Origin of the sequence: Streptomyces cucumeris (genome assembly GCF_024295805.1) — a bacterium.
Taxonomy (GTDB): Bacteria; Actinomycetota; Actinomycetes; order Streptomycetales; family Streptomycetaceae; genus Streptomyces; species Streptomyces cucumeris.
The window spans coordinates 19,983-44,981 of record NZ_JANCLX010000048.1 but is presented as its reverse complement, the minus strand read 5'-3'; the positions used below and the strand labels follow the sequence as shown (position 1 = coordinate 44,981).

Below are 24,999 nucleotides of genomic sequence, written 5' to 3'. Positions count from 1 at the left end.
CCCGCATTGGCGGGTGGTGGCGGATCCCCGGCCCCCGGTTGCGGGGGGGGGGGGGGGCGGGGGGGCCCCCCCCCCCCCCCCCGCCGCACGGCACCTCCGGCCGCGCGCTGTCGTCAGCCCGCCGGAGGGGTGGAGAGGGCCGCGCCGAAGCCCGCCTTCTCCGCCGCGTAACCGAAGGAGTCGGGGCCGAAGAGGATCGAGCCCTGGCCGGTGAGCCCGCCGGCGCTGCCGTAGGTCATGCTCACCGCACCCGTGCCCCGCCACTTGCCGCGCGCGCCGGTGGCCAGGTCGGCCTTGCCGTCGCCGTTGTAGTCGGCGGAGGCGAGCGTGGAGCCGAAGAAGTCGCCGGTCTCGGCGACACCGACCACGCCCTTGCTGTCCAGCGAGAGGGTCTGGGCACCCTCGGCGGTCAGCCAGTTCTTGCTGCCGCGCAGCACGGTGAGGGCACCCGCGTTCTGGAAGCCGTCACCGTCCACCGCCTCGGGATCGGCGACGAACAGGTCCTCGTAGCCGTCGCCGTCGACATCGGCGAGCTGTGCCGCGGTACCGCCCTGCTTCTCACCGGACCAGGCCACGGCTCCGGCCGCGTCCAGTCCGCTCACGCTGCCGGGGAAGGTGCGCAGCTTGTAGCCGTCGGGCCCGTCCTCGAAGCCGGTGTCGATGACCACGTCGTCCTTGCCGTCGCCGTTCACATCACCGGCCACGACGCGGTAACCGGCGAACGGCAGACCGACGTTCCGGCCCAGCGGGGTGGCCGAGAGACCGGAGCGGGAGCCCGGCAGCACACCGAGGGTGCCCTCGTCGGCCGGGTCGTCGAAGTACGCCACGGTGGCCAGGTCGGCGTAGCCGTCACCGTTGACGTCACCGCCGGCGATGCCCTGGGTGCCCGCGCCGCCTCCGGGCGGGGTGATCAGCCGGACCGCCGGTGCGGGTGTGGAGCGCAGGTTCTTCGCACCCTTCACCACGGCCACCTTGGTGCCGTCGACGGTGGCCACGTCCTGGAGGCCGTCGTGGTCGAAGTCCCCCATGGCCAGCCGTCCGCCGAAGCCGCGGCCCGCGGTGACGGTCGGCGCGTGGTAGGCGATGGCCTTGTCGGACAGCCCGGTCGGGGAACCGAAGACGATCGTCACCGAACCGGCGCCCTTCACGTCCCCGATGGCCTCGCCGCTGGCTCCGACGACCAGATCGGCGTGACCGTCGCCGTCCATGTCACCCATCGCCAGCGCCGAGCCGAACCTGTCCCCGGCCTCGGGCGTCCCCGGCACACCGGTGTGGGACTGGGTGAGCCCTTGGTGGCGCGCGACGGAGATACCGGAGGCGGAGCCGAAGGTCAGCGCCACGTATCCGGCCTTCGCATGGCCCTTGACAGCCCCGCCGGGGGCACCGGAGGCGAGGTCGTCGAAACCGTCGCCGTCCATGTCGGCGGGGGTGGCCTTCCCGGCGGCCGGTGCGGCGGGAGCCTTGGCGGGGGCGCCGGGCGCGGCGTACGAGGGGGTGGTGGCGAGAGCGACTCCCGTCACCACGGCCACGACGCCACCGATCGGCAGGATGTGTCTCGGCATATGTGTCCTTTCCGCGCTGTGTCGCACGGTGGGACACACCAGGAACGCGAAGGGTTGTGGCATGAACAGGGACGACGGGCTGGTGGGCCACTGGCACAGCACGCCCTTCGACATCGGCGTGATGGAGACCAGCGAACTGGCCTTCCTGCCGGACGGCCGGGGCTGGAGTGTCTGGGCCGGGATGAGCAACGGTCTGTGCGTGACCCGGTTCCGGTGGCACTGCCCGGCCCCGGGGCGGCTCGTGCTGAGGGAGGAGTGGCAGACCAGTGGCACGTGGGCGGAGGGCGGGGACTGGAGCTTCGCCTCGGTGGACTCCAGCGGCCCCGTGGACGCCACGACGGTCACGGGGTACACCCTGGGGCCCGAGGTGCCGCCCGGGGGCCGGGAGGAGCCGCTGTGGGCCGTACGGTTCGACGAGGCCGTGGAGTTCAGCCATTTCTTCGCGCGCGAAGAGGGTCCGGTGCGTGCGGACCAGGACCCGTCCCGTCACCACTTCCCGCAGCCGTGAACCCGCTCTGACCTGGGCCGCGAAACGGCCGAACACGGAACGGCGGGGGAACGGCCTGTCGCCCGCATAGGTTCATCGGGAATACTGCCCGCCGTGGAGCAGAGCACAGGACCGATCATCCCGCCCATGCACACCGCCGCCGGGACGGACCCGGGGTACATCCCCGGGCTCACGTCGCCGCGCCCTGTCGACGGGGAGGAGGAGACCCCGAAGGACACGGCGGAGCGGCCACCCGCGGACACCGCCCCGGAGGACACCGGGCCGGACACCGGGGACGAGGACACCGCCGCCGGGGCCGACGACGAGGCTGACGACGACGCGGCCGACGACGAGGCCACGGCGGAGGACGAGACGGCCGACGACACCGACGAGTCCGACGAGGAGGACGCGGAGGACGAGCCGGACGGTGACGGGCCCGTCTTCGAGGTGTCCGACCACCGCGCCGGTATCGTCGCGCGCCGCGCCGGGATCACCCTGCGCATGGACGGCGAGGAGGCCCAGTTCGGCTGGGACGAGATCGGGGCGGTCGAGGTCGACACCCCCCGGTTCAAGAAGCGGTTCTCCGTCACCGTCTACGCGACCAACCGCCGCTGGTACGAGGCCGAGGTCCAGCCGTCCTCCCGCGGACTGCTGAAGACGTGGACCGACGAGCTCGACGCGGTCCTCGACGCCTACTTCGACGACGCCGGGCCGAAGGACACCGGGCCGGAGGACGCCGGGCCGGAGAAGGAGAAGCAGACGGCAGCGGACGACGACGACGCGTGACGGGCGGGGCCGCACCGGCCCCGCCCGCTCCGCCCGCCCGGCTCAGTGCAGGCAGAACTCATTGCCCTCGGGGTCGGCCATGACGACGTGGCTGCTGCCGGGCTCCTCCACGGCCCGCAGGACGGTGGCGCCGAGCCCCTGCAGCCGCGCCATCTCCGTCTCCCGGCTGGCGGTTTCCGGGTGCACATCGATGTGCACCCGGTTCTTGCCCCGCTTCCCCTCCGCGGCCTCCGGGACGGCCTGGAACAGCAGCCGTCTGCCGAGGCCCGTACCGGTCTCGGTCTGCACCGGGTCGTCGGGGTGGCGGACGGCGGCCGCGTGCCGCCACACCTTGCGGCCGTCGGCCACCGCGTAGTGGTCCTCACCGATCACACCCTGGGCGAGCAGCCGCTCGATGAGGGCGCTGTGGTCCTCCTTGATGTAATCGAGCGTCTGCGCCCAGAAGTCGGCGAGCCGCTGCGGGTCGGCGCAGTCGATGACGAGTTTCCAGTGCACGGCCATGGGTTCTTCGGTCCTCCGCGTCCAGGGGGCTGGGGAACGCGGTCAGTCCATCACCCCGGCGGGCCCGGCGCACCCGTTCAGCCGCCCGCTGACGCGCTCCCCGCGCGGCGCCGGCCGGCGATCCGGCCCAGGACGGCGTCGAGCACCAGGAACGCGGCCAGCGGGATCCCCAGCAGCGGCAGGTAGTAGCCGAGCACCGCGACCGCGGCGGCCAGCGGGAGCAGGACGTACGGTGACACCTCGCGCCACGCCCCGCGCGGGACGGGACGGCCGAAGGCGGAGCCGCGGCCGCGCTGCCACCACATCCGGTAGCCCCACACGATCAGCAGGACCAGCGCCAGCGCGAGCACGGCCAGGGCGATCTGGTTGGCCAGGCCGAAGAGGTTCCCGGTGTGCAGGTCGATGCCCCAGCGGGTGAGTTTGGCGAGCACCGGGTAGTCGGCGAACCGCTGGACATCGGTCACCTCGCCGGTCGCCGGGTCGACGGCCGCCGCGTCCTGCTTCTCCGGCCAGCTTCGCTGGATCTGGCTGACCACGTACGCCTGGTCCGGTCCGGAGGGCGGCGAGATCTCCACCGGGTTGCCGAGCCCTTCGGCGCGGGCGGCCTTCAGCACGGTATCGAGACCCACATCACCGCTGTGTCGCGCACCGCCGGAACCTCCGTGGTCCATCCCCGGCATGGAGTCCGATCCGGCGCCGTGGCCCGCGTGTTCACCGCCACCGGCGGAGCGGTCGCCGTCCAGCGTGGCCGAGACGGCGGGGGTGGTCTGGCCGAGCGCCGAACGGAGGTCGGCGACACCGGCACCGGCGTAGGTGGACCAGGTGAGCCCGGTCGCGGACAGGAAGAACAGCCCGAGCGCCACCCACACCCCGACGGAGCCGTGGAGGGACAGGGTGCGCCGGCGTCCGGTGGCCGAGCGGTCGGGGAGGACGGCGGAACGCATCGCGCGGCGCGTGGCGCCACCGCGGAAGCGGCGCGCCAGCCACAGCACCAGACCCGCGCCACTGATCACCCACAGCCAGCTTGCGGCGAGTTCGCTGTAGAGCCGTCCGGTCTCGCCGAGGTGCAGATCGCGGTGGAGCTCGTCGATCCAGGTGCGCAGCGGGAGGGCACCGGAGGAGCCGTAACTCTCCAGCGCGCCGCGTACCTCCCCGGTGTACGGGTTCACGAACACGGCCAGGGTGTGGCCGGCGTCGACGCCCTTGACGCCGGACAGCAGCACCCGGGTGGTGGCGCCGTCCTCGGGCGACGGCCGTACGGCGCTGATCTCGCCCTCGGGGTGGGCCTTGCGGGCGGCGGCCACCTGGCGGGAGAGGGGCAGCTCGATGTCTCCGGTGGGGACGCGCAGTTCATGGTCGTAGACGATCTTCTCGGCCTGGAAGGACCCCGCGTAGAGGAGTCCGCTGACCGCGGCGACCAGCAGGAACGGCGCGATCAGCACCCCGGCGTAGAAGTGCAGCCGCAGGACGAGGGGGCGCAGCGCCGCCCAGGAGGAGCGGCGGGTGGTTCCGGGAGCCTCCGGTCTCGCGGCGTCCGCGTCCGCGTCTGCGTTTGCGTCTGCCTCTGCGTCTGCGTCGGTGTCCGGGGTGTCGGGGGTGTCCGGTGGTGTGGTGTCCGGGGCATCGTCCGCGGCGGCGGAGAGGGGTTCAGCGGTCATGGACGGCTCCCGGATCGAGGGGGATGTCGGTCGTGCCGCACGGGGGCGGTCCGCACGACGGCACAGGAGTGCCGGTTGAGTGGTCGGCCAAGCGGACGCGCAAGTTCCGGAGTCCCGGGTGTGAGCTGGCACACATCGGTGCCCGTTTGTCATGCGGGGACGAAGATTCGCCGGGCCGCCGTCCCCGGCGACGCGCGCTGGCACGATGACGGCCATGGCCACCGGGTCGATCTTCCGCCTCGCGCGAGCCGCCGTGTTCGCGGCGGTGTGCGTCGTGGTCACGGCCCTCGGACACGCGCTCATCTCCGGCGGCACCCTGCCGCCGTGGTCGGTGGGCTGCGCCTTCGCCGGAACGACGGCGATTGCGTGGTGGCCCGCCGGACGGGAGCGCGGAGCGCTGGCCGTGACCGGTGCGACGGTGGTCGCCCAGTGCGGGCTGCATGTGCTCTTCATGCTCGCGGAGTCGGTGGGTCCGGCCCCCGCGCACACAGGCATGCACCACCCCATGCCGATGCCCATGTCCCCACATAACGGCGGGCACGGTATGTCCGGCACCGGCTCGTCACCGGACCCGATGGACTGGCCCTGGCACGGCGGCGCCGCCATGGCCCTCGCGCACCTGCTCGCCACGCTCCTCAGCGGAGTGTGGCTGTGGCACGGTGAGACCGCCGCCTTCCGGCTCGTCCGGGCGCTCGCCGCGGCCGTGTTCGTCCCGCTGCGCATCGCCCTGCGCATGCTGGGCGCGGTGGCGGCCGAACCGCCCGCACCGGCCGCCCCGTCCACCACCGCACGCCGGTTGCGCAGCGCGGAGCTGTGGCATGTGATCCGTCGCAGAGGGCCGCCGGGGCGTCCGCTGCCCTGTCACTGACCGCCCTTCCTCCGCACGTCCTTCCCGCGGCGCGCACCGGTGAGGGCGGAGTACCGGCGCCCGTTCCCGGCGCCGGACCGATGCCCCGGTTCCGCGGGCCCGTCCCGTACCGCTCCCGGCCGTCGTCCGCGCACACCCGCACGCCCGCGTCCCCGCGCGGAGCGCCGTGCGCCGTTGAGCCGTGCGCCGTCGCGCCGACGCGTACCCGCGGACCGTCCACCGCCTCCGGAAGGACGTTTGACGATGCCCGTCGCCCTGAACGACGCCGCCCTCAACGACGATGCCCCGCACGACGCCGTCGGGGACGACGCCCAGCGGATCACCGCCTGGGCCCTGGCCGCCCGCGACGGTGACCCCGACGCCGTGGAGCGGTTCATCCGCGCCACCCGCCGCGATGTCCGCCGCTTCGTCCTGCGTCTGAGCTCCGATCCGCACGCCGTCGACGACCTCGTCCAGGAGACCTATCTGCGGGCGCTGACCGGGCTGCCCTCGTTCGCCGGGCGCTCCTCCGCCCGTACCTGGCTGTTGTCGATCGCCCGCCGTGTGGTCATCGACCGCTACCGCCGGGCCGCCGCCCGCCCCCGGCTGCTCGACACCGACGACTGGCAGGAGGTGGCCGAACGGGCCCAGCCGGTCGGGCTGCCCGGGTTCGACGAGGGGGTGGCCCTGCTCGACCTGCTGGCGGAACTCGACCCGGCGCGGCGCGAGATGTTCCTGCTGACCCAGTTGCTCGGGCTGCCCTACGCGGACGCCGCCGAGGCGACCGGCTGTCCCATCGGGACCGTGCGCTCCCGGGTGGCCCGTGCCCGGGAGGAGATGACCGCGCTGCTGGCGTCGGCGGCCTGAGCCCGCGGGAGCCGGGGCCGGGGCCGGCGGACCGGGCCCCGGTAGCGTGGCCCCCATGACCGGGGGAAGAGCCGAACCGATGATCCGTGTGCTGCTCGCGGACGACGAACCGATGATCCGCGCCGGGGTGGCGGCCATCCTCGGCGCGGCCGGGGACATCGACGTCGTCGCCGAGGCCGCCGACGGCCACCAGGCCGTCGAACTCGCCCTGAAGCACCGCCCGGACCTGTGTCTGCTCGATGTCCGGATGCCCCGGCTCGACGGGCTCCGGGCGGCGGCCGAACTCGGCCGGGCGCTGCCCGGCACGGCCGTCATGATGCTCACGACCTTCTCGGAGGACGAGTACGTCGCGAGCGCCCTCGGCTCCGGCGCGGCCGGTTTCGTGCTGAAGTCCGGCGATCCGCGCGAGCTGATCTCCGGGGTGCGGGCGGTGGCCGGGGGCGGTGCGTATCTCTCCCCTTCGGTGGCCCGGCGGGTCATCGAACAGCTCGACAGCGGGCAGTTGGGCCGGCGGGCCGAGGCCCGCGCGCGGACCGGGGAGCTGACCGGACGCGAGCGCGAGGTGCTCGGTCTGGTGGGCGCCGGGCTGTCCAACGCGGAGATCGCCCGGCGGCTGCATCTGGTCGAGGGCACGGTGAAGGCGTACGTCAGCCAGGTGCTCGCCCGGCTCGGCGTCAGGAACCGGGTGCAGGCGGCGGTCCTGGCCCATGAGGCGGGTCTCGTCCCCGAGGAGTGACCGGGCCGCGTGGAGTCCTCGCTCCCGACTCCTTACTTTCGGCGGGGGCGCCCCGCGGGACCGATCGACGATGCTGGCCCCATGCTGCGCAGTGGGTTCCGACGGTTCGTACCGGCGCGGGGGCGGGGGTGGGTCTCCCGGCTCCTGGACGCCGCGCTGTGGCTGGCGCTGTGGCTGCCGCCCGCCTCCGAGGCGGCCCTCTCCTCGTACGGCCGGGCCAAGGTGGTGGCGTTCACGGCGGCGCCGCTGCTCGGGGCGGCGGTGGCGGTGGGCCGCCGGTGGCCGCTGGCCGCGCTCGGGGTCCCGGTGGCGCTCGGTCTGGCCCTGAGCGCCAAGCTGTTCACCCCGCTGTACTGGCCCGCGCTGGCGGTGTTCGGCTTCCTCGCCGGATGCCGGACGGCCGCGGCCCGCCCCGTGCTGTGGTTCCTCGGCTCGGTGGCGGTGGCGGGACTGCCGCTGTGCGTGGTGGCCGAACGGGACCTGTGGGCGTGGCCGGGGCTGCTGCTGACCCTGCTGGGTGCCGCCGGACTGCCGTGGCTGCTGGGCCGCTACCGCCGTCAGCACGCCGAACTGGCGCGGCTGGGCTGGCGGCTGGCCGACCGGATGGAACGCGAACAGCAGGTGGTGGCGGAGCGCACCCGCTATCGCGAACGGGCCCGTATCGCGGGCGATATGCATGACTCCCTCGGCCATGAGCTGACGCTGATCGCGGTGCGGGCCGCCGCCCTGGAGGTCGACGCCACGCTCACCGCGGACCAGCAGCGGGCCGCCGGGGAGCTGCGCGCGGCCGCGGGCACGGCGACCGCACGGCTGCGCGAGATCATCGGGGTGCTGCGCACGGACGACGAGCCGGCGGACGACCCCGTCGCCGCCCCGCCCGGGGAGAACGCCGAGACCCTGGTGGAACGCGCCCGCGCCTCCGGGCTCGACATCACCCTGGAACGCCGGGGCGAGACGGCCGGACTCCCGCCGATGGCCGCCCTCGCCGTACACCGGGTGCTCCAGGAGGGGCTGACGAACGCCGCCAAACACGCGCCGGGCGCGGCCGTCCGGGTCCGTCTGGTCCGCACCGGAAAACCCCCGGCGGTCACCCTCACCGTCGTCAACCCCCCTCCCGCCGCGGCCCCGCTGCCGGGGGTGGTCTCCGGTGGCTCGGGTCTGGTCGGACTCGACGAGCGGGTGCGGCTGGCGGGCGGTGTGCTCCGCGCGGGACCGGCCCCGGACGGGGGTTTCGAGCTGACCGCCGAACTTCCCGCCACGGCCGCTCCCCCGCCACGGGCCGCGGGGGACCTCTCCCGGCTCACCGCCTCCGGGCGGGAGTTGACCCGCGCCCGCCGCCGGGTGCGGCGTCAGCTCACCCAGGCCGTGGTGGCGCCGGTGGCGGCGCTGGCCGGGATCCTGCTGCTGATGCTCCCCGTCAGCCTGGCGAGTTCGTACTTCTCGGTGCTGGACCGGGACACCTACGACCGGCTGCCGGTGGGCACCCCGCGCGAGGAGGTGACGCCGCGGCTGCCGCTGTTCACCCGGGACGGAGCGCCCGACGGCGCCCCGGCCCCGCCCCGCGGCCAGGACTGCGTCCACTACAGCACCTCACTGATGTCCGCGGACGCCTACCGGCTGTGCTTCGTACGGGACCGGCTGGTGTCCAAGTCGGTGGTGAAGCACGGGCCGTGACGTGTGCGGGCCGCGCGCCGTGACATGTACGGTCCGGGCCTTGCTCATCCCCGGACAACGACGCCCCGGCGCGCGGGGCCCGTTGCTACGGTGGGGCCCCGCCAGCCGAGGGGGCCGAGGACCGTGACCGCTGACCGTCCGCACGCCGTGCGCGTCGCCGGAGTGGTCGTCGACGCGCGGGGCCGGGCGCTGCTGGTGAAGCGGCGGGACGGCGGCGGCTGGGAGCCGCCGGGCGGAACGCTCGACGCGGCCGCCACCATCCCCGAGGCGCTGCGCCGCGAGGTCCTCGCGGAGACGGGGGTCACCATCGCGCTCCCGGCGACGCTCACCGGTGTCTACAAGGACATGACGGGTCCGGCGCTCTCCCTGGTCTTCCGCTGCACGGCGCGCGACGGCGCCCCCGTCACCGGACCCCGGACCCGCGCCTGGCGCTGGGCCACCCGTACGGAGGTGGCGGACCTGGCCGACGGGGCGAGTGCGGCCCGGGTCCTGGACGCCCTGGATGCCGTGGGGGGCCTGAGCGGCCTGAACGGCCTGGACTCCGGTGCCACCGTCGTGGTCGGCGCCCAGGCAGGGGCCGTCCCGCGCTGACCGCGCCACACCCCGAGGGCAGCTCCGCCGGGCCGGGCCTACGCGGCCATCAGCCGGGTGAGCTCATCGGCCACCGCCCGTGCCGCCGGGCTGGTCCAGCGGCGGCGGTGCCGGGTGAGCTGGACGGGCACCGGCGGTACGACGGGTGCGTGGACCTCGGCCAACGCCCCTTCCGCGAGCTGCCGTTCGACCGTCGTGCGGGGGAGGAGGGTCAGCCCCAGACCGGCCGCCACGCACGAGCGCGCCGCCTCGACACTGCCGAAACGGGTGAGCCGGGGCGCCGGGCCGGGCAGCGCGAGCAGGGTGCGGACCAGCTCGTCGCTGTAGGAACACCCCTGCTCATGGACGAAGAAGCGCTCCCCCGTCAGCTCCTCCCAGCCCACCTCCCGCCCGGCCAGCGGATGGTCCGGGCCGGACAGGCACACCAGCGGTTCGCGGGTGATCGCGCGGGCGGTGAGCTCGGGGTCGGCCACCTCCGGCTCCAGCAGCAGGACGAGGTCCAGCCGTCCCGAGCGCAGCCCCGCCACGGCGGCCTCGGTGCCCACCGCGTGGAGTTCGAGGTCGATCCCGGGGTGGCTGCGGCGCAGCGAGGCGATGAGGCCGGGCAGCCGGGACGCGCACAGCGACTCGCCCGCGCCCAGGACGACCTGTCCCTCCACCGTGCCGTCCGCGGTGTCCGCGCTCCCGGCCGCCGCGGCCGCCCGCAGCCGGGCCTCGGCGTCCAGGACGCCCTCGGCCTCCTTCAGCAGCCGGCGCCCGGTGCTGGTCGGGAGGGTCCCGGAGGGCAGCCGGTCGAAGAGCCGGGTGCCCAGCTCCCGCTCCAGCGTGCGGATCTGGACCGTCACGGTGGACTGCGCGAGATGGAGTTCGGCGGCGGTGGCGGTGAAGCTCCCGGTCCTCATCAGGGCCGCGAACGTCCGCAGGAGTCGAGTGTCCACACCGACAGGCTATCGGCATTTCCGATGGGAGTCAGCGGAAGGAATCGTTGGACACGATGACCGCCGGGGGCGACCATGGTTCCCATGACGACCGCACCGCTGAACGACACCGAGCTGAACGACACCGACGTACTGCGCTACTCGGCCTTCACCACCGACCCCTCGGGCGGCAACCCCGCCGGGGTGGTCCTCGACGCCGGGGCCCTCGCGCTCGACGACGCGGCGATGACCGCCATCGCCGCCCGGCTCGGCTACTCCGAGACCGCGTTCCTCACCGAGCGGGACGAGACCGCGCGCCGCTACCGGCTGCGGTTCTTCAGCCCGCGCGCGGAGGTGGCGTTCTGCGGCCACGCCACCGTGGCCACGTCCGTCGCCCTCGCCGAGCGCGACGGCCCCGGTGAGCTGGTCTTCGACACGGCGTCGGGGGAGATCAAGGTGCACACCTCGACGGACGGCGACGGACCGCCCCGCGCGACCCTCACCAGCGTGCCCACCCGGTCCCGCCCCGCCACGGACTCCGAGCTGGACGCGGCGCTGACGGCCCTCGGCTGGTCCCGGGACGACCTCGACCCCGCCCTGCCCCCGCACGTCTCCTTCGCGGGCAACGACCACCTCGTCCTGGCCGCCGTCACCCGGGAGCGGCTGGCCGCGCTGGACTACGACTTCAACGCGCTGGAGGAGCTGATGACCCGGCACGGCTGGACCACCGTGCACCTGGTGTGGCGCGAGGACCCGGACCGCTTCGACTTCCACGCCCGTGACCCGTTCCCGGTCGGCGGTGTGGTCGAGGACCCGGCCACCGGCGCCGCGGCCGCCGCCTTCGGCGGCTATCTGCGGACGCTGGGCCTGGTCCATGAGGCGACGCGGGTGCGGATCCGCCAGGGCGAGGACATGGGCCGCCCCAGCGACCTCCTCGTCGAGGTCACCCCCGACGACCCGCGGGTCCGCGTCAGCGGCCAGGCGGTCCCGATCCCGTCCTGATCACACCGTCGGCGGGGTCGAAGCACCCGGCGCCACGCGGTACCGGCAGAGCCGCCGCCGGGGCCGGAACACCCGGCGCGCGCCGCCGGTCCGGTGGCCGGACCTCGTCACAGCCGGTCGTATGCCCCGCCCTCCTCGTTGAGGAGGGCGTACGACGGGCTGAGGGCCGTTGCCTCGCGGGTCATCGCCAGCAGTCGGGCGGCGGACGGCAGCGGGGCGAGCCCCAGCCGTGCGGCGAGCTCGGCGCGGTCACCGGCGAGGTCCTCCAGACCGCAGTCCTCGCTGTACTCGGCGTCGAGCGAGGCGAGCAGGGCTTCGGTCTCCCGGTCGTCGAAATCCCGCCCCGCACGCTCGATCTCGCGCAGCGCATCGCTCCGGCAGGGCGCCCCGATGAGCAGGCACAGCGCCGCGGGGAGGCTCGTACCGACGATCCCGGCCGAGCCCTCGGAGTCGGCGTAGAGCACCGGCCGTTCATCGCCGCCCTCCCCGCACAGGAAGAACGAGCCCCCGCCCGCGTCCTTCCCGACCCCCTCCAGCGCGGCGCCGGACGCCAGCCGTACCGGTTCGACATGCTCGTAGAAGTCAGGGTTGAAGTCGAACGGGTGGGAGGCCAGTTCGGCGGCGCGGCGGTCGGTGCGCAGCAGGTCGGTCAGGGAGCGGTGTCGGTCCATGCGTGCGGACCCTACCGAGGGGCGCGGACGCCCTCCGCGATGCCCGCGCCTTGGCTGGATTGTTTTCATTGCCTTAGGCGACTGGTGGTAGATGCAATCACTTCGGCGTACGGTGAGGCCCCAGGGCCTTCCGCCGTCGGACCGGCGGAAATGTCACCCGCGAGGAAGAGCCATGCCCCGATGTGACGGGGCGAGCCGACCGGAGGGAGCGATTCCGCGGATGTGCGGTATCACCGGATGGATCTCGTACGACAGGGACCTGACCGCCGAGCGTGAGGTGCTCGAGGCGATGAACCGGACGATGAGTTGCCGGGGGCCGGATGCGGAAGGGGTGTGGGTGGACCGCCATGCGGCGCTGGGGCACCGGCGGTTGGCGGTGATCGACCTTGAGGGCGGCCGGCAGCCGATGGCGGTCGAGCGCGACGGGCGCACGGTGCTGGTGACCACGTACAGCGGGGAGATCTACAACTACCGGGAACTGCGGAGCGAGTTGACCGCGCGCGGGCATGCGTTCCGGACCAGCAGCGACACCGAAGTGGCCCTGCACGCCTATCTGGAGTGGGGCGAGGACTTCGTCCGGCGGCTGAACGGGATGTACGCGTTCGCGCTGTGGGATCCGCGTGAGCAGGAGTTGCTGCTGGTGCGGGACCGGATGGGGATCAAGCCGCTCTACTACTGGCCGACGGCCGACGGGGTGCTGTTCGGCTCCGAGCCCAAGGCGCTGCTGGCGCATCCGGGGGTGCGGCCGGTGGTGGACGGTGAGGGGCTGGCGGAGCTGCTGGGGTTCGTGAAGACGCCGGGGCACGCGGTGTACCGGGGGATGCACGAGGTGCGGCCCGGCCATGTCGTACGGGTGCGCCGCGGCGGGCTGACCGAGCGGCGCTACTGGGCGCTGGAGGCGCGGGAGCACACCGACGACCAGGAGACCACCGTCCGGCGGGTGCGGGAGCTGCTGGACGACATCGTGGAACGGCAGTTGATCGCCGACGTACCGCTGTGCACCCTGCTCTCCGGCGGACTGGACTCCTCGGCGATCACCGCGCTGGCCGCCCGGCGGCTGGCCGGGGCGGGGAACGGACCGGTGCGGTCGTTCTCGGTGGACTTCGCGGGGCAGACCGAGAACTTCACGGCGGACGCGCTGCGCCCCACCCCCGACGGCCCGTACGCCCACGCACTGGCCGAGCACGCCCGCTCCGACCACCAGGACATCGTGCTGGACACCGCAACCCTGATGGATCCGGCCCATCGCGCCGCGGTGCTGACCTCGCGCGATCTGCCGTTCGGGCTGGGCGAGGGCGACACCTCGCTGTATCTGCTCTTCCAGGAGATACGGAAGCGCTCCACGGTCGCGCTGTCCGGTGAGTCGGCGGACGAGGTGTTCGGCGGCTATCGCTGGTTCCACGACGAGGGCGCCGTCCGGGCGGACACCTTCCCCTGGCTGCACTCCTTCCGCAACACCGGTTTCACCGGAACCGACACCGGCGGTCTGGAAGGGCTGATGAGCCGGGACCTGCTCGCCAAGATCGACCTGGAGGGCTACCGGGACGCCCGCTACCGCCAGGCGCTGGCCGAGGTCCCGCATCTGGAGGGTGAGTCGGCGACCGAGCGGCGGATGCGGGAGATCTGCCATATGCACCTCACCCGGTTCGTCCAGGTCCTGCTGGACCGCAAGGACCGGATCAGCATGGCGGTCGGCCTGGAGGTGCGGGTCCCGTTCTGCGACCACCGGCTGGTGGAGTACGTCTTCAACACCCCTTGGTCGCTAAAGACGTTTGACGGCCGGGAGAAGTCGCTGCTGCGCGCCGCCACCCGGGACGTGCTGCCGGACGTCGTCGCCGACCGCGTCAAGAGCCCCTACCCCAGCACCCAGGACACCCGGTACGCCGACGCGCTGCGCGGCCAGGTCCGGGACCTGCTCGCCGACCCGGACGCCCCGGCCCGGCCGCTGGTCGACGAGGAGGCCGCCGGACGGGCCGTGCGGAGCACGGGCCATGAGTCCCGGCAGGCCATGGAGATGGCCCTCGGTGTCGATTCCTGGCTGCGGGCTTACGGAGTCGAACTGGCCCTCTGAGCAACCGGATCCACCCGGACCATCCGGTCCGGCGGATCCACCCCGCAGGACGCGGCGCATGCGAACCCCCGTCGCCTCGCCGCCGTTCCCCTCCGCGGCGACCCGGGAGCTCCCCATCCCGGGTCGCCGCACAGGGGTTTCGGTCCCGCAGTACCGGGGTTAACCTCGATCCGACCACTCGAACAGCCCGTTCAGGTGGGGCCACCCCGCCCCACCGGGACTCCTCGATCTTCTTGTCAGCCTGCTCACGCCGTGAAAGGCTCGTCGCGCCCCACAAGGGGAATCCCGAACTCCGAGGCAGTCCCGTGCTGTTGGCTGCCCACCCCCGCGGCCTGATGTGAGAGGGTTGGCCCCCGGCGGGGGCGCCGCTGTTCATGAGTGAGGAATCTGCCCCCATGCCCCACCACTCATCTCTCCGTGACGGCGTGAACGTGCCGCTCGGCCACACCGCCCAGCCCACCCAGGGACCCGACGGCGAGATCTCGCCGACCGCCCTGCTCAACGCCTACTGGGACGCCGTCGCCGACTACGCCGAACTGTGCACCACCAGCCCCGACAGCGGGATGCGGCTGGCCACCGAGGCGTTCCGGCGCGGTATCCGGCAGACCCGCAATCTGCGCACCCGCGGCTGGCAGCGGCTGCCCTGGCTGCCGCTGCTGCTGGCCGCCGTGCGGAAGACCGCGGCCGACTGGCACGCCAACCGCCACGGCGACCGGCTCAACTCCGATCTGCGGAGCTGGCTCGACTCCGACCAGGCCGCCCGCTACGCCGTACCGCGCCGGGAGCAGCCGCTCGCGCTGCGCGGGCTGCGGGACCTGCCGGAGCAGGACGGCGATCTGTTGTGGTCGGTCGAGGTGGAGTGCCTGGACGTGGAGGCGGTCGCCCGCGAACTGGGCTGTGACACCGTGACCGCGGCCGAGGAGGTCGACCGGGTCCGCCACGCTTTCCGCGAGCGCTGCCGCCGCAACCACGTGGAGTCGCTGACCGGCGCGGAGTGCGCCAGCTACGCCAAACTGCTGGACGCGGCGACGCGTTCACCCGACGCCCCGTCGCCCGCCGACCTCTGGGACCACCTGGCCGCATGCCATCGGTGCCGGGAGGCGTCCGCCTGTCTCTATCTGCACGGTGGCGGACTGCCCGGCGCGCTCGCGGGCGGGGTCCTCGGCTGGGGCGGCCATCCGTATCTCGAACGGCGCCGTATGGTCGCCGCGCGGACCCCCGGCGCCGGCCGGCCGACCCGTTCGGCGGTGACCCCGGACGCGGTCCGGCCGCGCTTATGGGAACGGCTGCTGGACCGGTTCGACGCGCCGTGGCTCAGACGGTTCCGCCGCAGAGGCGGCGCCCATGGAGCGCACGGCGGCCGGGCCGTCCGCAGGCATGCCCGCGGCACCCGGACCACGGTGCTGCTGTCGGTGACCGCGGTGGTGCTGCTCGCCGGACTGGTCACGCTGACCAGCACCGGCACCTCCCACGACCAGGACCGGGCGGCACCGCGCGATCCGGCCACCTCGCTGCCGGACGGGGTCCCGCCGGGCACCGCGCCCGATGACCGCGACCGGTCCACCAGCCCCGAATCGCCCGGGGACGACAAGGACGGCAAGGACGACGACCACACCAAGCCGCCGCGCTCCCAGCACCCCTCCAAGCCCGGGAAGGACAGCGGGTCCACCGCGGGCCACCGGCGCGAGGATCCCCCCGCGCCGTCCTCACGGCCGGTCTGCACGGCGGACTACAACATCATCGACTCCTGGCCCGACGGCTTCGAGGCCGAGGTCACCGTCACCTCCCGCAAGGCGCTGGACACCTGGCGGGTGAGCTGGACGCTGCCCGGCTCCCAGAAGATCAGCCATCTGTGGGACGGGCAGTACACCCGGGACGGCGATGAGGTGACCGTGACCCCGGAGAGCTACAACGCCCAGGTGACGGCGGGCGGCGAGATCACCTTCGGGTTCACGGCCGACGCGGCGGACGGCCCCGAGGCACCCCGGGCCATCGCCCTGGGCGGTAGCCCCTGCTCGACCTGAGCTACCGCTCCGACCTGCGGAAACGTCCGTAGGAGCGAGGCTTTCCGGGGGTGGCGAACCACCCGGATGGCCGAACCAGACCTCCGGCCGCGGTCGAAGCTGTGGCGGAATGCGGGAGAAGCCCTCCTTCCCCCACGGTGAGGTGAGCGATGAGCGGCGGCCCGGCATGAGCAGCGTCCTGAGCGGCATCGTGTCCCTGCCCGCCGACGCCCCGGCGGGGCAGGCGGCCCGGGTGGTGGTGGAGGTCCGCAATGTGTCCCGCGCGGACATGCCCTCGTCGGTGGTGGGCGCGCAGGTGCTCACCGACGTCCCGCTGAGCCCGGGCGGCCACGTCCCGTTCAGCGTCAAGGTGCCCGGTGAACTGGTGCCGGGGGACGCCTACGGACTGCGGGTCCACATCGACGTCAGCGGCACCGGCTTCCTGGAGCGCGGCGACCTGGTGAGCGCGCACGCCAATCCGGTCCCGGCGGGGTCGGTGGCCGGACTGATCGCCCCGGTCAGCAAGGTGTGACCGGGGCGCGGACGGGGACGGGGACGGGGCGGGACGCGGGCGGACCCGCGGACACACACCGCTGGTCCGCCCGCCGCCGCCCGCCGCCGTCAGCCGTTCTTCTGCGCGTCGGAGTCCGCCACGTCCGCCGCCGATTCGGCGTCGTCCACCAGCCGGTTCAGATCCGCGAGTTCGGAGGCGGAGGGTGCCGGGGTGGTGGCCGAGGAGGTGGCGTCCGAGGACGTCCCGGACGACGCCCCGGCGTCGTCCGATCCGCCGCCGCAGCCGGTGACCAGCGCGGCGCAGAGCAGCGCCGCGGCGAGTCCGGCCCCCGCCGTACGGCGGGTCACGAGGAGGTCCCGTTCTGCTGCGCGATGCAGAACTTCTGGACCTTGGCCAGGTCTTTCTGGCGCTTCTCCAGCGTGGGGACCAGCGCCTTGCGGAACTTCAGCCGGTCGTTGAGGAAGGTGGCGACCTCGGTGTGGCCCGCCTTCTTCGCGTTCTCGATCCGCTTCTTGACGCGGTCGATCGAACCGCGCCGGGTCTCCGGTCCGCGCAGCCGCTTCAGGGCGCGCTCCAGCCGCTTGTCGATCTTCGGGGCCCGTTTGCACAGCCCCTTGGCGCCGTCCCCGGTCACCTTGCCGCCCTTGCCGCGCTTGCCCTTGCCCCCGTCCCGCTTGCCGTCGCCGCCCTTGGCGTCCGCGCTGGGGGTGGCCGTCGGGCTCGACGCCGGGGCGCCGCCGTCCGCCTGGGCGAGACCCGCCGTGCCGACCAGGGCGGCAGTGGCCGCGAGGGCCACGGCCGCGCTCTTTCCGCGGTGCATGGTGTCGTCCTTCCGTAGGCCGTAGCTGCCTGTCGGACCGGACGCTAGGGACGCTCTTTGTGGAAATCCTGTGGACCGCTCCCCGGATGCGGCGCGGGCCCGGAGTACCAGTCCCGGCGCAGCGGCGGCAGCGTGGCCCCACCCGCGCCGACGGCCGTCCCCGGCCCGTCCGCGAGCACCGGCAGCCGGATGGCGATCCGCACCCCCGGCAGCCCGTCGGGCCGGTCCGTCACCTCCACCGAGCCCCGGTGCAGCGCGATCTGCTGGGCGATCAGGGTGAGTCCGAGCCCGGAGCCGGGGCTGTCGGGGCGGCGGTGGAAGCGCTGGAAGACCTCCTCGCGGCGCTCGGGCGGTATCCCGGGCCCCCGGTCGTCGACCGTCAGCACCGCGGCCGGACCGTCCGGTGTCCGCACCGGGCCGAGCGCCACGTCGATCCGCGTGGGCCGGCCCTCCGATGTGCCGTGTGTGACCGCATTGGTGAGCAGGTTGTCCACCACCGAACGCAGCCCCTGTTCCCAGCCGAGCGCCCACAGTCCCGGAACGGCCTCGACCCGCACCTCGGCCCCGGAGTGGCGGCGCAGCCCTTCGGCCGCGGCCTCCACCACCTCGGCGAGGTCGACGGGTTCGAAGGCGTCCGCCTCCACCAGATCGCCGAGGGCCAGTGTCCGCAGCATCACCAGCAGCCGCAGCAGCCGCTCGTGCTCATCGCCGAGGTCGGCCAGCACCTCGGCGCGGTCGGCGGCGGGGAGCGTGGGGTACTCGGCGAGGATGTCGAGATTGGTGCGCATGCTCATCAGCGGGGTGCGCAGTTCGTGCGAGGCGGCCGCGGCGAAGGAGCGGGCGGTCTCCAGCGCCTGCGCGGTGCGTACGGCCTGCTGGTCGTAGCGGTCCAGGACGGTCCGCAGGGTGGCGGCCAGATCGTCGACCTCGGTGATCCCGGTCCGCCGGTGGTCCAGCCGGGCCGGGCTGGTCCGCGGATCGAGTCCGCTGGTACGGCGCTGGAGGCGGCGCAGCGGCCGGACGGTGCCGGAGGCGGCGGCCCAGGCCAGCGCCCCGGCGACGGGGGCGGCGAGCAGCGCCACGGTCACCACCCGGCGCCGGACCAGGGCGAGTTCGGCCTCGCTGGTGGCGTCGGGGGAGAACAGCCACAGGGTGCCGCGCGCCGCGGGCCGGTCCTTGCGCGCCGGGATCTGCACGGTGAGGGACAGCGCCCGCCAGCTCGCGTCGTCCGCGCGCACCGTGACCGGCCGTCCGGTCGCCTCCGGCAGGGCCACGGAGGCGTCGGGCTGGGGGCCCGCGGAGACGGTGCCCTGGGGGCCGCCCAGCCGGATGCCCATGTCCAGCGCCGAGCCCAGCAGCCGCCGTTCGCGGTTCTGCCGGGCCTCGGGGCGGCCGGAGGCGGTGGCGCGCAGCAGCGCCCGTGCTTCGGGGGTCACCGAATGGGCCGCGCGCCGCAGCCGGGCGTCCTGTTCGTGGTGGAGATCGGTGGCGACGAGCCGGAGCAGCACCCAGCCGGAGGCGAGGACGAGGACGGGGACGGTGGCGCCCACGGCGAGCGCGATCCGGGTGGCCAGCCTCATACCGCACCCCCACCGGGGGCGTTGGGGCCGCCGGGACCGCCGGCGTCCTCGGGGGCACGCAGCACGAAGCCCACGCCGCGCACGGTGTGCAGCATCCGGGGCCGGCCACCGGTCTCCAGCTTGCGCCGCAGATAGCTGACGAAGGTGTCCACGGCATCGGTGCGCACCTCGAAGTCATAGCCCCAGACACGGTCCAGCAACTGGTCACGGGTGAGCACGATCCCGGTGTTGCGGGCCAGTACCTCCAGGAGTTCGAACTCACGCCGGGTGAGCCGCAGCGGTGTCCCGTCCAGCCGCGCCTCGCGCGCCTCGGGGGCGATCTCCAGCGGGCCGACCCGCACCCGGTCGGCGGGCGCGGGCGGACGGCGGCGCAGCAGGGCGTGCAGCCGCAGCACCAGCTCCTGGAGGGCGAACGGTTTGACGAGGTAGTCATCGCCCCCGGCCTGGAGTCCGGCGACCCGGTCGGACACCTCGTCGAGGGCGGAGAGCATCAGCACGGGAACGTCGTTGCCGTCCCCGCGCAGCGTCCGGCACACCTCGATACCGCTCAGGTCCGGCATCGAGATGTCCAGGACCACCACGTCGGGGGCGTGGTCGCGTACCGCGGCGAGGGCGGCGCGGCCACCGTCGGCGAGCGCCACTGAGAAGCCGTTGAGCCGCAGTCCGCGCTCCAGGGAGCGCCGGATGGCCGCGTCGTCGTCGGTCACCAGGACCCGTCCGCCACCTGTGGTCTCCATGGGGCACCACCTCCGGCCCGCGATGGTACGGGGGCCGTGCGGCGGCGACGCTTACGGGACGGCGTGGTGGGCGAGCGGTGCGTGGGGGTCGGGGGCGCCGGGCACGGGCGCCGGATCGGCGTGGATCAGGGCGGCGGTCAGCCGGGGCACCGCGTGCAGCAGGGCGTGTTCGGCCTCGACGGCGACCCGGTGGGCCTCCCGTACGCTCAGCCCGCCGTCCACCACGACCGCGACCTCCGCCCGCAGCCGGTGGCCGATCCAGCGCAGCCGCAGCTCGCCCACGCCGCGTACGCCGGGTACGGCGGTGACCGCGCGCTCGGCCGCGTCGACCAGCTCCGGGTCCACGGCGTCCATCACCCGCCGGAACACCTCGCGGGCGGCGTCGCGCAGCACCAGCAGGATGGCGACGGTGATGGCCAGCCCCACCAGCGGGTCGGCCGGCTGCCAGCCGAGCGCCGCGCCGCCCGCGCCCAGCAGGACGGCGAGCGAGGTGAAACCGTCGGTGCGGGCGTGCAGGCCGTCGGCGACCAGCGCGGCCGAGCCGATCTCCCGGCCGACGCGGATGCGGTAGCGGGCGACCCATTCGTTGCCGACGAAGCCGATGACGGCGGCGGCGGCCACCGCGGGCAGATGGCTGATCTCGCGCGGGTCCAGCAGCCGGTCGACGGCGGCCCAGGCGGCGAACGCGGCGGAGGCCGCGATGGTGAGCACGATGGCGATCCCGGCCAGGTCCTCGGCCCGGCCGTAACCGTAGGTGAAGCGGCGGGTGGAGGCGCGGCGGCCGAGGACGAAGGCGACGGCGAGCGGTACGGCGGTCAGGGCGTCCGCCGCGTTGTGCACGGTGTCGCCGAGCAGCGCGACCGAGCCGGAGAGCGCCACGACCACGGCCTGTGCCAGGGCGGTGCCGCCGAGCACCACGAGGGAGACCCACAGGGCGCGCATCCCGCGCGCGGAGGACTCCAGGGCGTGGTCGGTGCGGTCGGCGGAGTCATGGGAGTGGGGGCGGAGCAGATGTCCGGCCCGGTGGCGCAGCCGGGCCCACCGGCCGCCGCCCCCGCCGTGCCGGTGGCCGTGGTCACCATGCCGGCCGTGGTGCCCGTGATGTCCGTGGTCCCCGTGGTGTGCATGGTGTCCGTGCCGGTCGTCCACGACGCTCCCCTTCCGTTCACTGGCTGGCTGGGTGGCTCACTGCCCCCGCGCTGGACACGGCCTCCCCCATGAGGCCATTATGTGCGTATGAGCGCACGCATGCACCTATCAGATGCGCATCGTGCGCATCAGCGAGCCCCGAGCGCCGAGCAGTTCGACCGTGCGGCGCAGGTCCTCGGGCTGCTCGCCGACCGCACCCGGCTGGCGCTGCTGCACACCCTCACCACGGGCGAGGCCGATGTGACCGCCCTGACGGCCGCCTGCGGCGCCGCCCGCCCGGCCGTCAGCCAGCACCTCGCCAAGCTGCGGCTGGCCGGTCTGGTCAGCTCCCGCAAGGACGGCCGCCGGATGGTCTACGCGCTCCAGGACGGACATCTGGCCCGGCTGGTCGCCGAGGCCCTCAGCCACGCCGATCACGAGCTGTCCGGTCTGCCCCGGCACGACTGACCCGCCCGGACGGCAACGGAACCGAGCCGGTCCGGCGGAATCCTGCTGTGTGACCATTCAGTCGCAGTGGCCCCACTGGTTACGATCTGGCGCGATGGGAAAACGGCGGGAGGCAGACGGGGGCATAGCCAGGGGCACGGTGCGCGGCACCGCACTCCTCGGGCTGTGGCGCGCCGCCCTGCTGGTGGCCGCGGTGTTCTGGGTGATGCCGTCGTGCGTCCACCCCGCCGCGCACCACAGCCCGCCGTCCGCGGGGTGCGCCCACCACGCCGAAGCGCTGGCCGCCACCCTGCTCGAGCTCGGTCCGCTGCCGGTCCATATCGAACCGGACCGTCCGTCCGGTCCCGCACCGGACGACAGCGACAACTGTGTCGCGGGCGCCCGCGGCACCGGCCAGGCGCTGGTGCCCTCGCCCGTCGTGCCGCCCCCGCGCGCCGGGGCATCACCGCCGGTCCCGCCGCGGACCGCGGACTCCGTACGCGCCCCGCCCGACCGTTCCGTCCACGCTCCCGGCCTCCACGAGCTCCAGGTCCTGCGGACCTAGACCGGCGTCCGGACACACGCGATCACTTCACCCATCCAGTGCGCGACATTGCGAGGACTGACGAAGCCATGGGTTCCAAGGGCTCGAACACGAAGGGCACGGCGGCCGACCGCCGCGCGAAGATAGAGGAGCTGCGCCGCGCGGAGAAGGCCCGCGAGCGCCGCTACCGGATCCTGACCATCACCTCCTGCACGGTGATCGTCGCCGGTCTGGCCGTCGGCGGCTACTTCCTGATGGACACCGGGGACAAGAAGGAGAAGAAGCAGACCAAGGTCACCTCCCAGACCGTGCGCACCGGCACGTTCCACGGCATGACCACCTGGAAGGGGCTGACCCAGACCCACGTCCGGGGCAAGGTCGACTACGCCATGTCACCGCCGGTGGGCGGGGACCACAACCAGGTCTGGCAGAACTGCTCCGGTGATGTCTACCCCAAGCCGCTGGAGAACGAGTACGCGGTGCACGCGCTGGAGCACGGCGCGGTGTGGGTGACCTACACCGACAAGGCGGACGCGAAGGACCTGACGGCGCTCAAGACACGGGTGCGGAACACCCCGTACTCGCTGATGAGCCCGTACCCGGACCAGAAGTCCCCGATCATCCTGAACGCCTGGGGACATCAGCTCCCCGTCGAGAAGGCGTCGGACCCGCAGGTGGCCGCCTTCTTCAAGAAGTTCGTGCAGGGCGACCAGACCCCTGAGCCGGGCGCCGCCTGCACCGGGGGGAAGCCTTCATGACCGGTGTCCGCGCCGGGTTCGGCCGTGCGTCGCGCCAGCCCCTGGTGGCGGGTGTCGCGGCCGCGCTCGCGGTGGTGACCCTGGTCGTGGTGGGGCTGCTGTGGCTCATGACGGACCGTTCGGAGGGCAGCACCGGCTCCGGTACGCCGTCGGACACCTCCGCCGAGGCGGGGTTCGCCCGGGACATGGCCGTCCACCACCAGCAGGCGGTGGAGATGTCGTTCATCGTGCGCGACCGCACCGACGACGAGGAGGTGCGGCGGCTCGCGTACGACATCATCAACACCCAGGCCAACCAGCGCGGGATGATGCTCGGCTGGCTGGATCTGTGGGGGCTCGACACGACCTCCGAGGACCCCCCGATGACCTGGCTGGAGCGCGGCTCGCGGGGCCATGACCCGATGGACCACGAGGGCATGGAGGGCATGGGCGACGGCGGCCGCTACACCCCGCACGACGGTTCGCTGATGCCCGGTATGGCCACCAATGCCGAGCTGGAGAAACTGCGTTCGGCCAAGGGCAAGAAGGCCGAGGTGCTCTATCTGCGGCTGATGACCGCCCACCACAAGGGCGGGGTGGCGATGGCCCGGGGCGCGGTGGAACTGGCCGCCGACCCCACCGTGACCCGGCTGGCCAGGACGATGGTCACCGGACAGCGGTCGGAGATCGCGCTGATGGCCGACCTGCTCAGGGCGCGCGGCGCCCGCGCCCCCTCCTAGGGCACAGCCGTACACCCGCCCCGACGACGCCCCGGCCCGAAACAGCCGGGGCGTCCGCGTTCCGGCGGCGGGTCCGAAACCTCAGCCCAGCGGCGCCGGGGTGAAGGTGACCGGGATGGCGGCCACCCCGCGCATCAGGGCGGAGGAGCGCCACTCGAGCTGCTCCGGCGCCACCGTCAGCGTCACGTCCGGGAGCCGGTCGATCAGCACCTCGATCGCCGCCATCGCGATGACCTCGGCCAGGTCGCGCGCGGGCTCGGGGCAGCCGTGCTCACCGTGGCTGAAGGCCATATGGGCCTGATTCCCCGACGCCCCGGCGCGGAAGTCCGGGCGGACGTTGGGATCGGCGTTGGCCGCGGCGAACCCGAGGACCAGACAGTCGCCCTTGCGGATGTGCCGGCCGCCCAGGGTGGTGTCCTCGGCGGCCCAGCGGCCGATGAAGTTGGGGACCGGGGTGTCCTCCCACAGCACCTCGTTGAGCGCCTGGCCCACACTGCGACGGCCGCCCGCCATCGTGACCGCGAAGCGTTCGTCGGTGAGCATCAGCCGCAGCGCGTTGCCGATCCAGTCCGCGGTGGGCTGGTGGCTGGCGTACACGGTGCCGATCAGATCGTTGACGATCTCCTCGTCGGTGAGGGCAGCGGGGTGCGCGGCCAGCCGCTCGGGGATGCCGGGCGACGGGTTGACCCGCACCTTGGCCACCAGCGCCGCCATCCGGTCGTACATCCGCTGGTACGCGGCGGCCTGGTCCGCACTGCCGTTGGCGAGGTCGAGCATGTCGCGCTGGAGGGCGGCCGATTCGGAGGCGTCAAGACCGAACAGCCGGGTCACCACGCGCAGCGGGAGCTGACCGGCGTACTCGGCCATCAGATCGGCGCGTCCGCTGCCCGCGAAGGTGTCGATCAGCTCGTCGGCGAGCCGTTCACAGCCCGACCGCAGCTCGAACTGGTCCACCGAGGAGAGTGCGTCGAACATCGCGTCGGAGCGGCGCTGGTGCTCGGCGCCCTCGGTGAACAGCATCGTCGGGCGGTAGCCGACGAAGGTCATCAGCGGCCAGTCGGCCGGGATCCGGTCCCAGGCGTGCCAGCGGCGCGAGTCACGGGCGAAGACCTTGGGATCGGAGGTGACGCGGTGCAGCTCCCGGTAGCCGAGGACCAGCCAGGCGGGGACGTCGCCGTCGAGCAGGACGGGCGCGACGGGGCCGTGGTCCCGGCGGAGCTGCCGGTACAGCTCGTCGGGGTCGTCCTGGAAGCGCGCGGTGTGCGTGCGCACCGCGTCCGGGTGGACGGGGCAGCCGGGGGCGGGGGCCGACGGCGGGGGCGGTGCCGCGGCGGGCACCGCCGCGGCGACGGGCGGACCGCCCGCCGCGGCCGGAAGGG

Annotated in this window: 26 protein-coding genes; 15 read left to right on the top strand and 11 right to left on the bottom strand. The window is 73.8% G+C overall.

Translation table 11 applies throughout. The features are described from left to right. Nucleotides 1-113: 113 nt before the first annotated feature. Nucleotides 114-1,562 carry an FG-GAP-like repeat-containing protein gene (locus tag NMK44_RS38760; RefSeq protein ID WP_254752355.1) on the bottom strand — a complete coding sequence of 483 codons (1,449 nt, stop codon included), beginning with the start codon at nucleotides 1,560-1,562 and terminating at the stop codon, nucleotides 114-116. 61 nt (nucleotides 1,563-1,623) lie between these two features. Between NMK44_RS38760 and NMK44_RS38755 the strand changes: the two genes are divergently transcribed. Together NMK44_RS38755 and NMK44_RS38750 are read left to right on the top strand one after the other, a co-directional pair. Beyond that, nucleotides 1,624-2,070, top strand: coding sequence for a hypothetical protein (locus NMK44_RS38755; RefSeq protein ID WP_254752353.1), 447 nt, complete (start codon nucleotides 1,624-1,626; stop codon nucleotides 2,068-2,070). A 93-nt stretch (nucleotides 2,071-2,163) separates the two neighbouring features. Next, a complete protein-coding gene (locus tag NMK44_RS38750) occupies nucleotides 2,164-2,835 on the top strand; it encodes a hypothetical protein (protein WP_254752351.1) in 672 nt (223 codons plus the stop codon). A gap of 42 nt (nucleotides 2,836-2,877) precedes the next feature. Here NMK44_RS38750 and NMK44_RS38745 read toward each other — a convergent pair whose 3' ends face one another. Both NMK44_RS38745 and NMK44_RS38740 read right to left on the bottom strand, forming a co-directional pair. Continuing rightward, nucleotides 2,878-3,336 carry a VOC family protein gene (locus NMK44_RS38745; RefSeq protein ID WP_254752349.1) on the bottom strand — a complete coding sequence of 153 codons (459 nt, stop codon included), beginning with the start codon at nucleotides 3,334-3,336 and terminating at the stop codon, nucleotides 2,878-2,880. 77 nt (nucleotides 3,337-3,413) lie between these two features. Continuing rightward, nucleotides 3,414-4,994 (bottom strand): PepSY-associated TM helix domain-containing protein, encoded by a 1,581-nt coding sequence (locus tag NMK44_RS38740; protein WP_254752347.1) that lies wholly within the window; start codon nucleotides 4,992-4,994, stop codon nucleotides 3,414-3,416. A 214-nt stretch (nucleotides 4,995-5,208) separates the two neighbouring features. Here NMK44_RS38740 and NMK44_RS38735 point away from each other — a divergent pair, with 214 nt between their 5' ends. The 5 genes from NMK44_RS38735 to NMK44_RS38715 all read left to right on the top strand — a co-directional run bounded on the left by NMK44_RS38735 (nucleotide 5,209) and on the right by NMK44_RS38715 (nucleotide 9,709). Then, nucleotides 5,209-5,862, top strand: a complete 654-nt coding sequence (locus NMK44_RS38735) for a hypothetical protein (RefSeq protein WP_254752345.1) — start codon at nucleotides 5,209-5,211, stop codon at nucleotides 5,860-5,862. A 243-nt stretch (nucleotides 5,863-6,105) separates the two neighbouring features. Beyond that, nucleotides 6,106-6,708, top strand: coding sequence for a sigma-70 family RNA polymerase sigma factor (locus NMK44_RS38730; protein WP_254752343.1), 603 nt, complete (start codon nucleotides 6,106-6,108; stop codon nucleotides 6,706-6,708). A gap of 79 nt (nucleotides 6,709-6,787) precedes the next feature. Beyond that, nucleotides 6,788-7,444 carry a response regulator gene (locus tag NMK44_RS38725; protein ID WP_254752373.1) on the top strand — a complete coding sequence of 219 codons (657 nt, stop codon included), beginning with the start codon at nucleotides 6,788-6,790 and terminating at the stop codon, nucleotides 7,442-7,444. Between the two features lie 81 nt (nucleotides 7,445-7,525). Next, nucleotides 7,526-9,118 (top strand): sensor histidine kinase, encoded by a 1,593-nt coding sequence (locus NMK44_RS38720; RefSeq protein WP_254752341.1) that lies wholly within the window; start codon nucleotides 7,526-7,528, stop codon nucleotides 9,116-9,118. Nucleotides 9,119-9,241: 123 nt separating this feature from the next. Continuing rightward, the gene (locus NMK44_RS38715; protein ID WP_254752339.1) at nucleotides 9,242-9,709 is read left to right on the top strand and encodes an NUDIX hydrolase; all 468 of its coding nucleotides are present in this window, start codon (nucleotides 9,242-9,244) and stop codon (nucleotides 9,707-9,709) included. A gap of 38 nt (nucleotides 9,710-9,747) precedes the next feature. On the opposite strand, the gene NMK44_RS38710 is transcribed toward NMK44_RS38715, so the two are convergent. Next, the gene (locus NMK44_RS38710) at nucleotides 9,748-10,647 is read right to left on the bottom strand and encodes a LysR family transcriptional regulator (protein WP_254752337.1); all 900 of its coding nucleotides are present in this window, start codon (nucleotides 10,645-10,647) and stop codon (nucleotides 9,748-9,750) included. 84 nt (nucleotides 10,648-10,731) lie between these two features. Here NMK44_RS38710 and NMK44_RS38705 point away from each other — a divergent pair, with 84 nt between their 5' ends. Further along, nucleotides 10,732-11,628, top strand: a complete 897-nt coding sequence (locus NMK44_RS38705) for a PhzF family phenazine biosynthesis isomerase (RefSeq protein WP_374215404.1) — start codon at nucleotides 10,732-10,734, stop codon at nucleotides 11,626-11,628. A gap of 107 nt (nucleotides 11,629-11,735) precedes the next feature. Here NMK44_RS38705 and NMK44_RS38700 read toward each other — a convergent pair whose 3' ends face one another. Further along, the gene (locus NMK44_RS38700; protein WP_254752333.1) at nucleotides 11,736-12,299 is read right to left on the bottom strand and encodes a hypothetical protein; all 564 of its coding nucleotides are present in this window, start codon (nucleotides 12,297-12,299) and stop codon (nucleotides 11,736-11,738) included. A 220-nt stretch (nucleotides 12,300-12,519) separates the two neighbouring features. On the opposite strand from NMK44_RS38700, the gene asnB reads away from it, so the two are divergent. The 3 genes from asnB to NMK44_RS38685 all read left to right on the top strand — a co-directional run bounded on the left by asnB (nucleotide 12,520) and on the right by NMK44_RS38685 (nucleotide 16,905). Then, on the top strand, nucleotides 12,520-14,370 hold the full coding sequence (gene asnB, locus NMK44_RS38695; RefSeq protein ID WP_254752331.1) for an asparagine synthase (glutamine-hydrolyzing): 1,851 nt from the start codon (nucleotides 12,520-12,522) through the stop codon (nucleotides 14,368-14,370). Nucleotides 14,371-14,795: 425 nt separating this feature from the next. Further along, nucleotides 14,796-16,394 (top strand): cellulose binding domain-containing protein, encoded by a 1,599-nt coding sequence (locus NMK44_RS42535; RefSeq protein ID WP_254752329.1) that lies wholly within the window; start codon nucleotides 14,796-14,798, stop codon nucleotides 16,392-16,394. A gap of 109 nt (nucleotides 16,395-16,503) precedes the next feature. Beyond that, a complete protein-coding gene (locus tag NMK44_RS38685) occupies nucleotides 16,504-16,905 on the top strand; it encodes a YbaY family lipoprotein (protein WP_254752328.1) in 402 nt (133 codons plus the stop codon). An 89-nt stretch (nucleotides 16,906-16,994) separates the two neighbouring features. Here NMK44_RS38685 and NMK44_RS38680 read toward each other — a convergent pair whose 3' ends face one another. From NMK44_RS38680 to NMK44_RS38660, 5 genes are read right to left on the bottom strand one after another with little or no spacing between them, the layout of a single operon-like run. Beyond that, nucleotides 16,995-17,234 carry a hypothetical protein gene (locus NMK44_RS38680; RefSeq protein WP_254752326.1) on the bottom strand — a complete coding sequence of 80 codons (240 nt, stop codon included), beginning with the start codon at nucleotides 17,232-17,234 and terminating at the stop codon, nucleotides 16,995-16,997. Beyond that, entirely contained in the window at nucleotides 17,231-17,707 is a 477-nt protein-coding gene (locus NMK44_RS38675) for a hypothetical protein (protein ID WP_254752324.1), read from the bottom strand. Before NMK44_RS38675 ends, NMK44_RS38680 begins: the two co-directional genes overlap by 4 nt. 44 nt (nucleotides 17,708-17,751) lie before the next feature. Next, entirely contained in the window at nucleotides 17,752-19,287 is a 1,536-nt protein-coding gene (locus tag NMK44_RS38670; RefSeq protein ID WP_254752322.1) for a sensor histidine kinase, read from the bottom strand. Beyond that, nucleotides 19,284-20,024, bottom strand: coding sequence for a response regulator transcription factor (locus NMK44_RS38665; RefSeq protein WP_254752320.1), 741 nt, complete (start codon nucleotides 20,022-20,024; stop codon nucleotides 19,284-19,286). Before NMK44_RS38665 ends, NMK44_RS38670 begins: the two co-directional genes overlap by 4 nt. Nucleotides 20,025-20,075: 51 nt before the next feature. After that, the gene (locus NMK44_RS38660) at nucleotides 20,076-21,173 is read right to left on the bottom strand and encodes a cation diffusion facilitator family transporter (protein WP_254752318.1); all 1,098 of its coding nucleotides are present in this window, start codon (nucleotides 21,171-21,173) and stop codon (nucleotides 20,076-20,078) included. Between the two features lie 87 nt (nucleotides 21,174-21,260). On the opposite strand from NMK44_RS38660, the gene NMK44_RS38655 reads away from it, so the two are divergent. The 4 genes from NMK44_RS38655 to NMK44_RS38640 all read left to right on the top strand — a co-directional run bounded on the left by NMK44_RS38655 (nucleotide 21,261) and on the right by NMK44_RS38640 (nucleotide 23,620). Next, nucleotides 21,261-21,620, top strand: coding sequence for an ArsR/SmtB family transcription factor (locus tag NMK44_RS38655; RefSeq protein ID WP_254752316.1), 360 nt, complete (start codon nucleotides 21,261-21,263; stop codon nucleotides 21,618-21,620). Between the two features lie 94 nt (nucleotides 21,621-21,714). Further along, nucleotides 21,715-22,164 carry a hypothetical protein gene (locus NMK44_RS38650; protein WP_254752314.1) on the top strand — a complete coding sequence of 150 codons (450 nt, stop codon included), beginning with the start codon at nucleotides 21,715-21,717 and terminating at the stop codon, nucleotides 22,162-22,164. Between the two features lie 68 nt (nucleotides 22,165-22,232). Next, on the top strand, nucleotides 22,233-22,901 hold the full coding sequence (locus tag NMK44_RS38645) for a thioredoxin-like domain-containing protein (protein ID WP_254752312.1): 669 nt from the start codon (nucleotides 22,233-22,235) through the stop codon (nucleotides 22,899-22,901). Beyond that, nucleotides 22,898-23,620 carry a DUF305 domain-containing protein gene (locus tag NMK44_RS38640; protein ID WP_254752310.1) on the top strand — a complete coding sequence of 241 codons (723 nt, stop codon included), beginning with the start codon at nucleotides 22,898-22,900 and terminating at the stop codon, nucleotides 23,618-23,620. The genes NMK44_RS38645 and NMK44_RS38640 overlap by 4 nt, the downstream gene beginning before the upstream one ends. Before the next feature lie 81 nt (nucleotides 23,621-23,701). On the opposite strand, the gene NMK44_RS38635 is transcribed toward NMK44_RS38640, so the two are convergent. Beyond that, entirely contained in the window at nucleotides 23,702-24,958 is a 1,257-nt protein-coding gene (locus tag NMK44_RS38635; RefSeq protein WP_254752371.1) for a cytochrome P450, read from the bottom strand. Nucleotides 24,959-24,999: the final 41 nt, after the last annotated feature.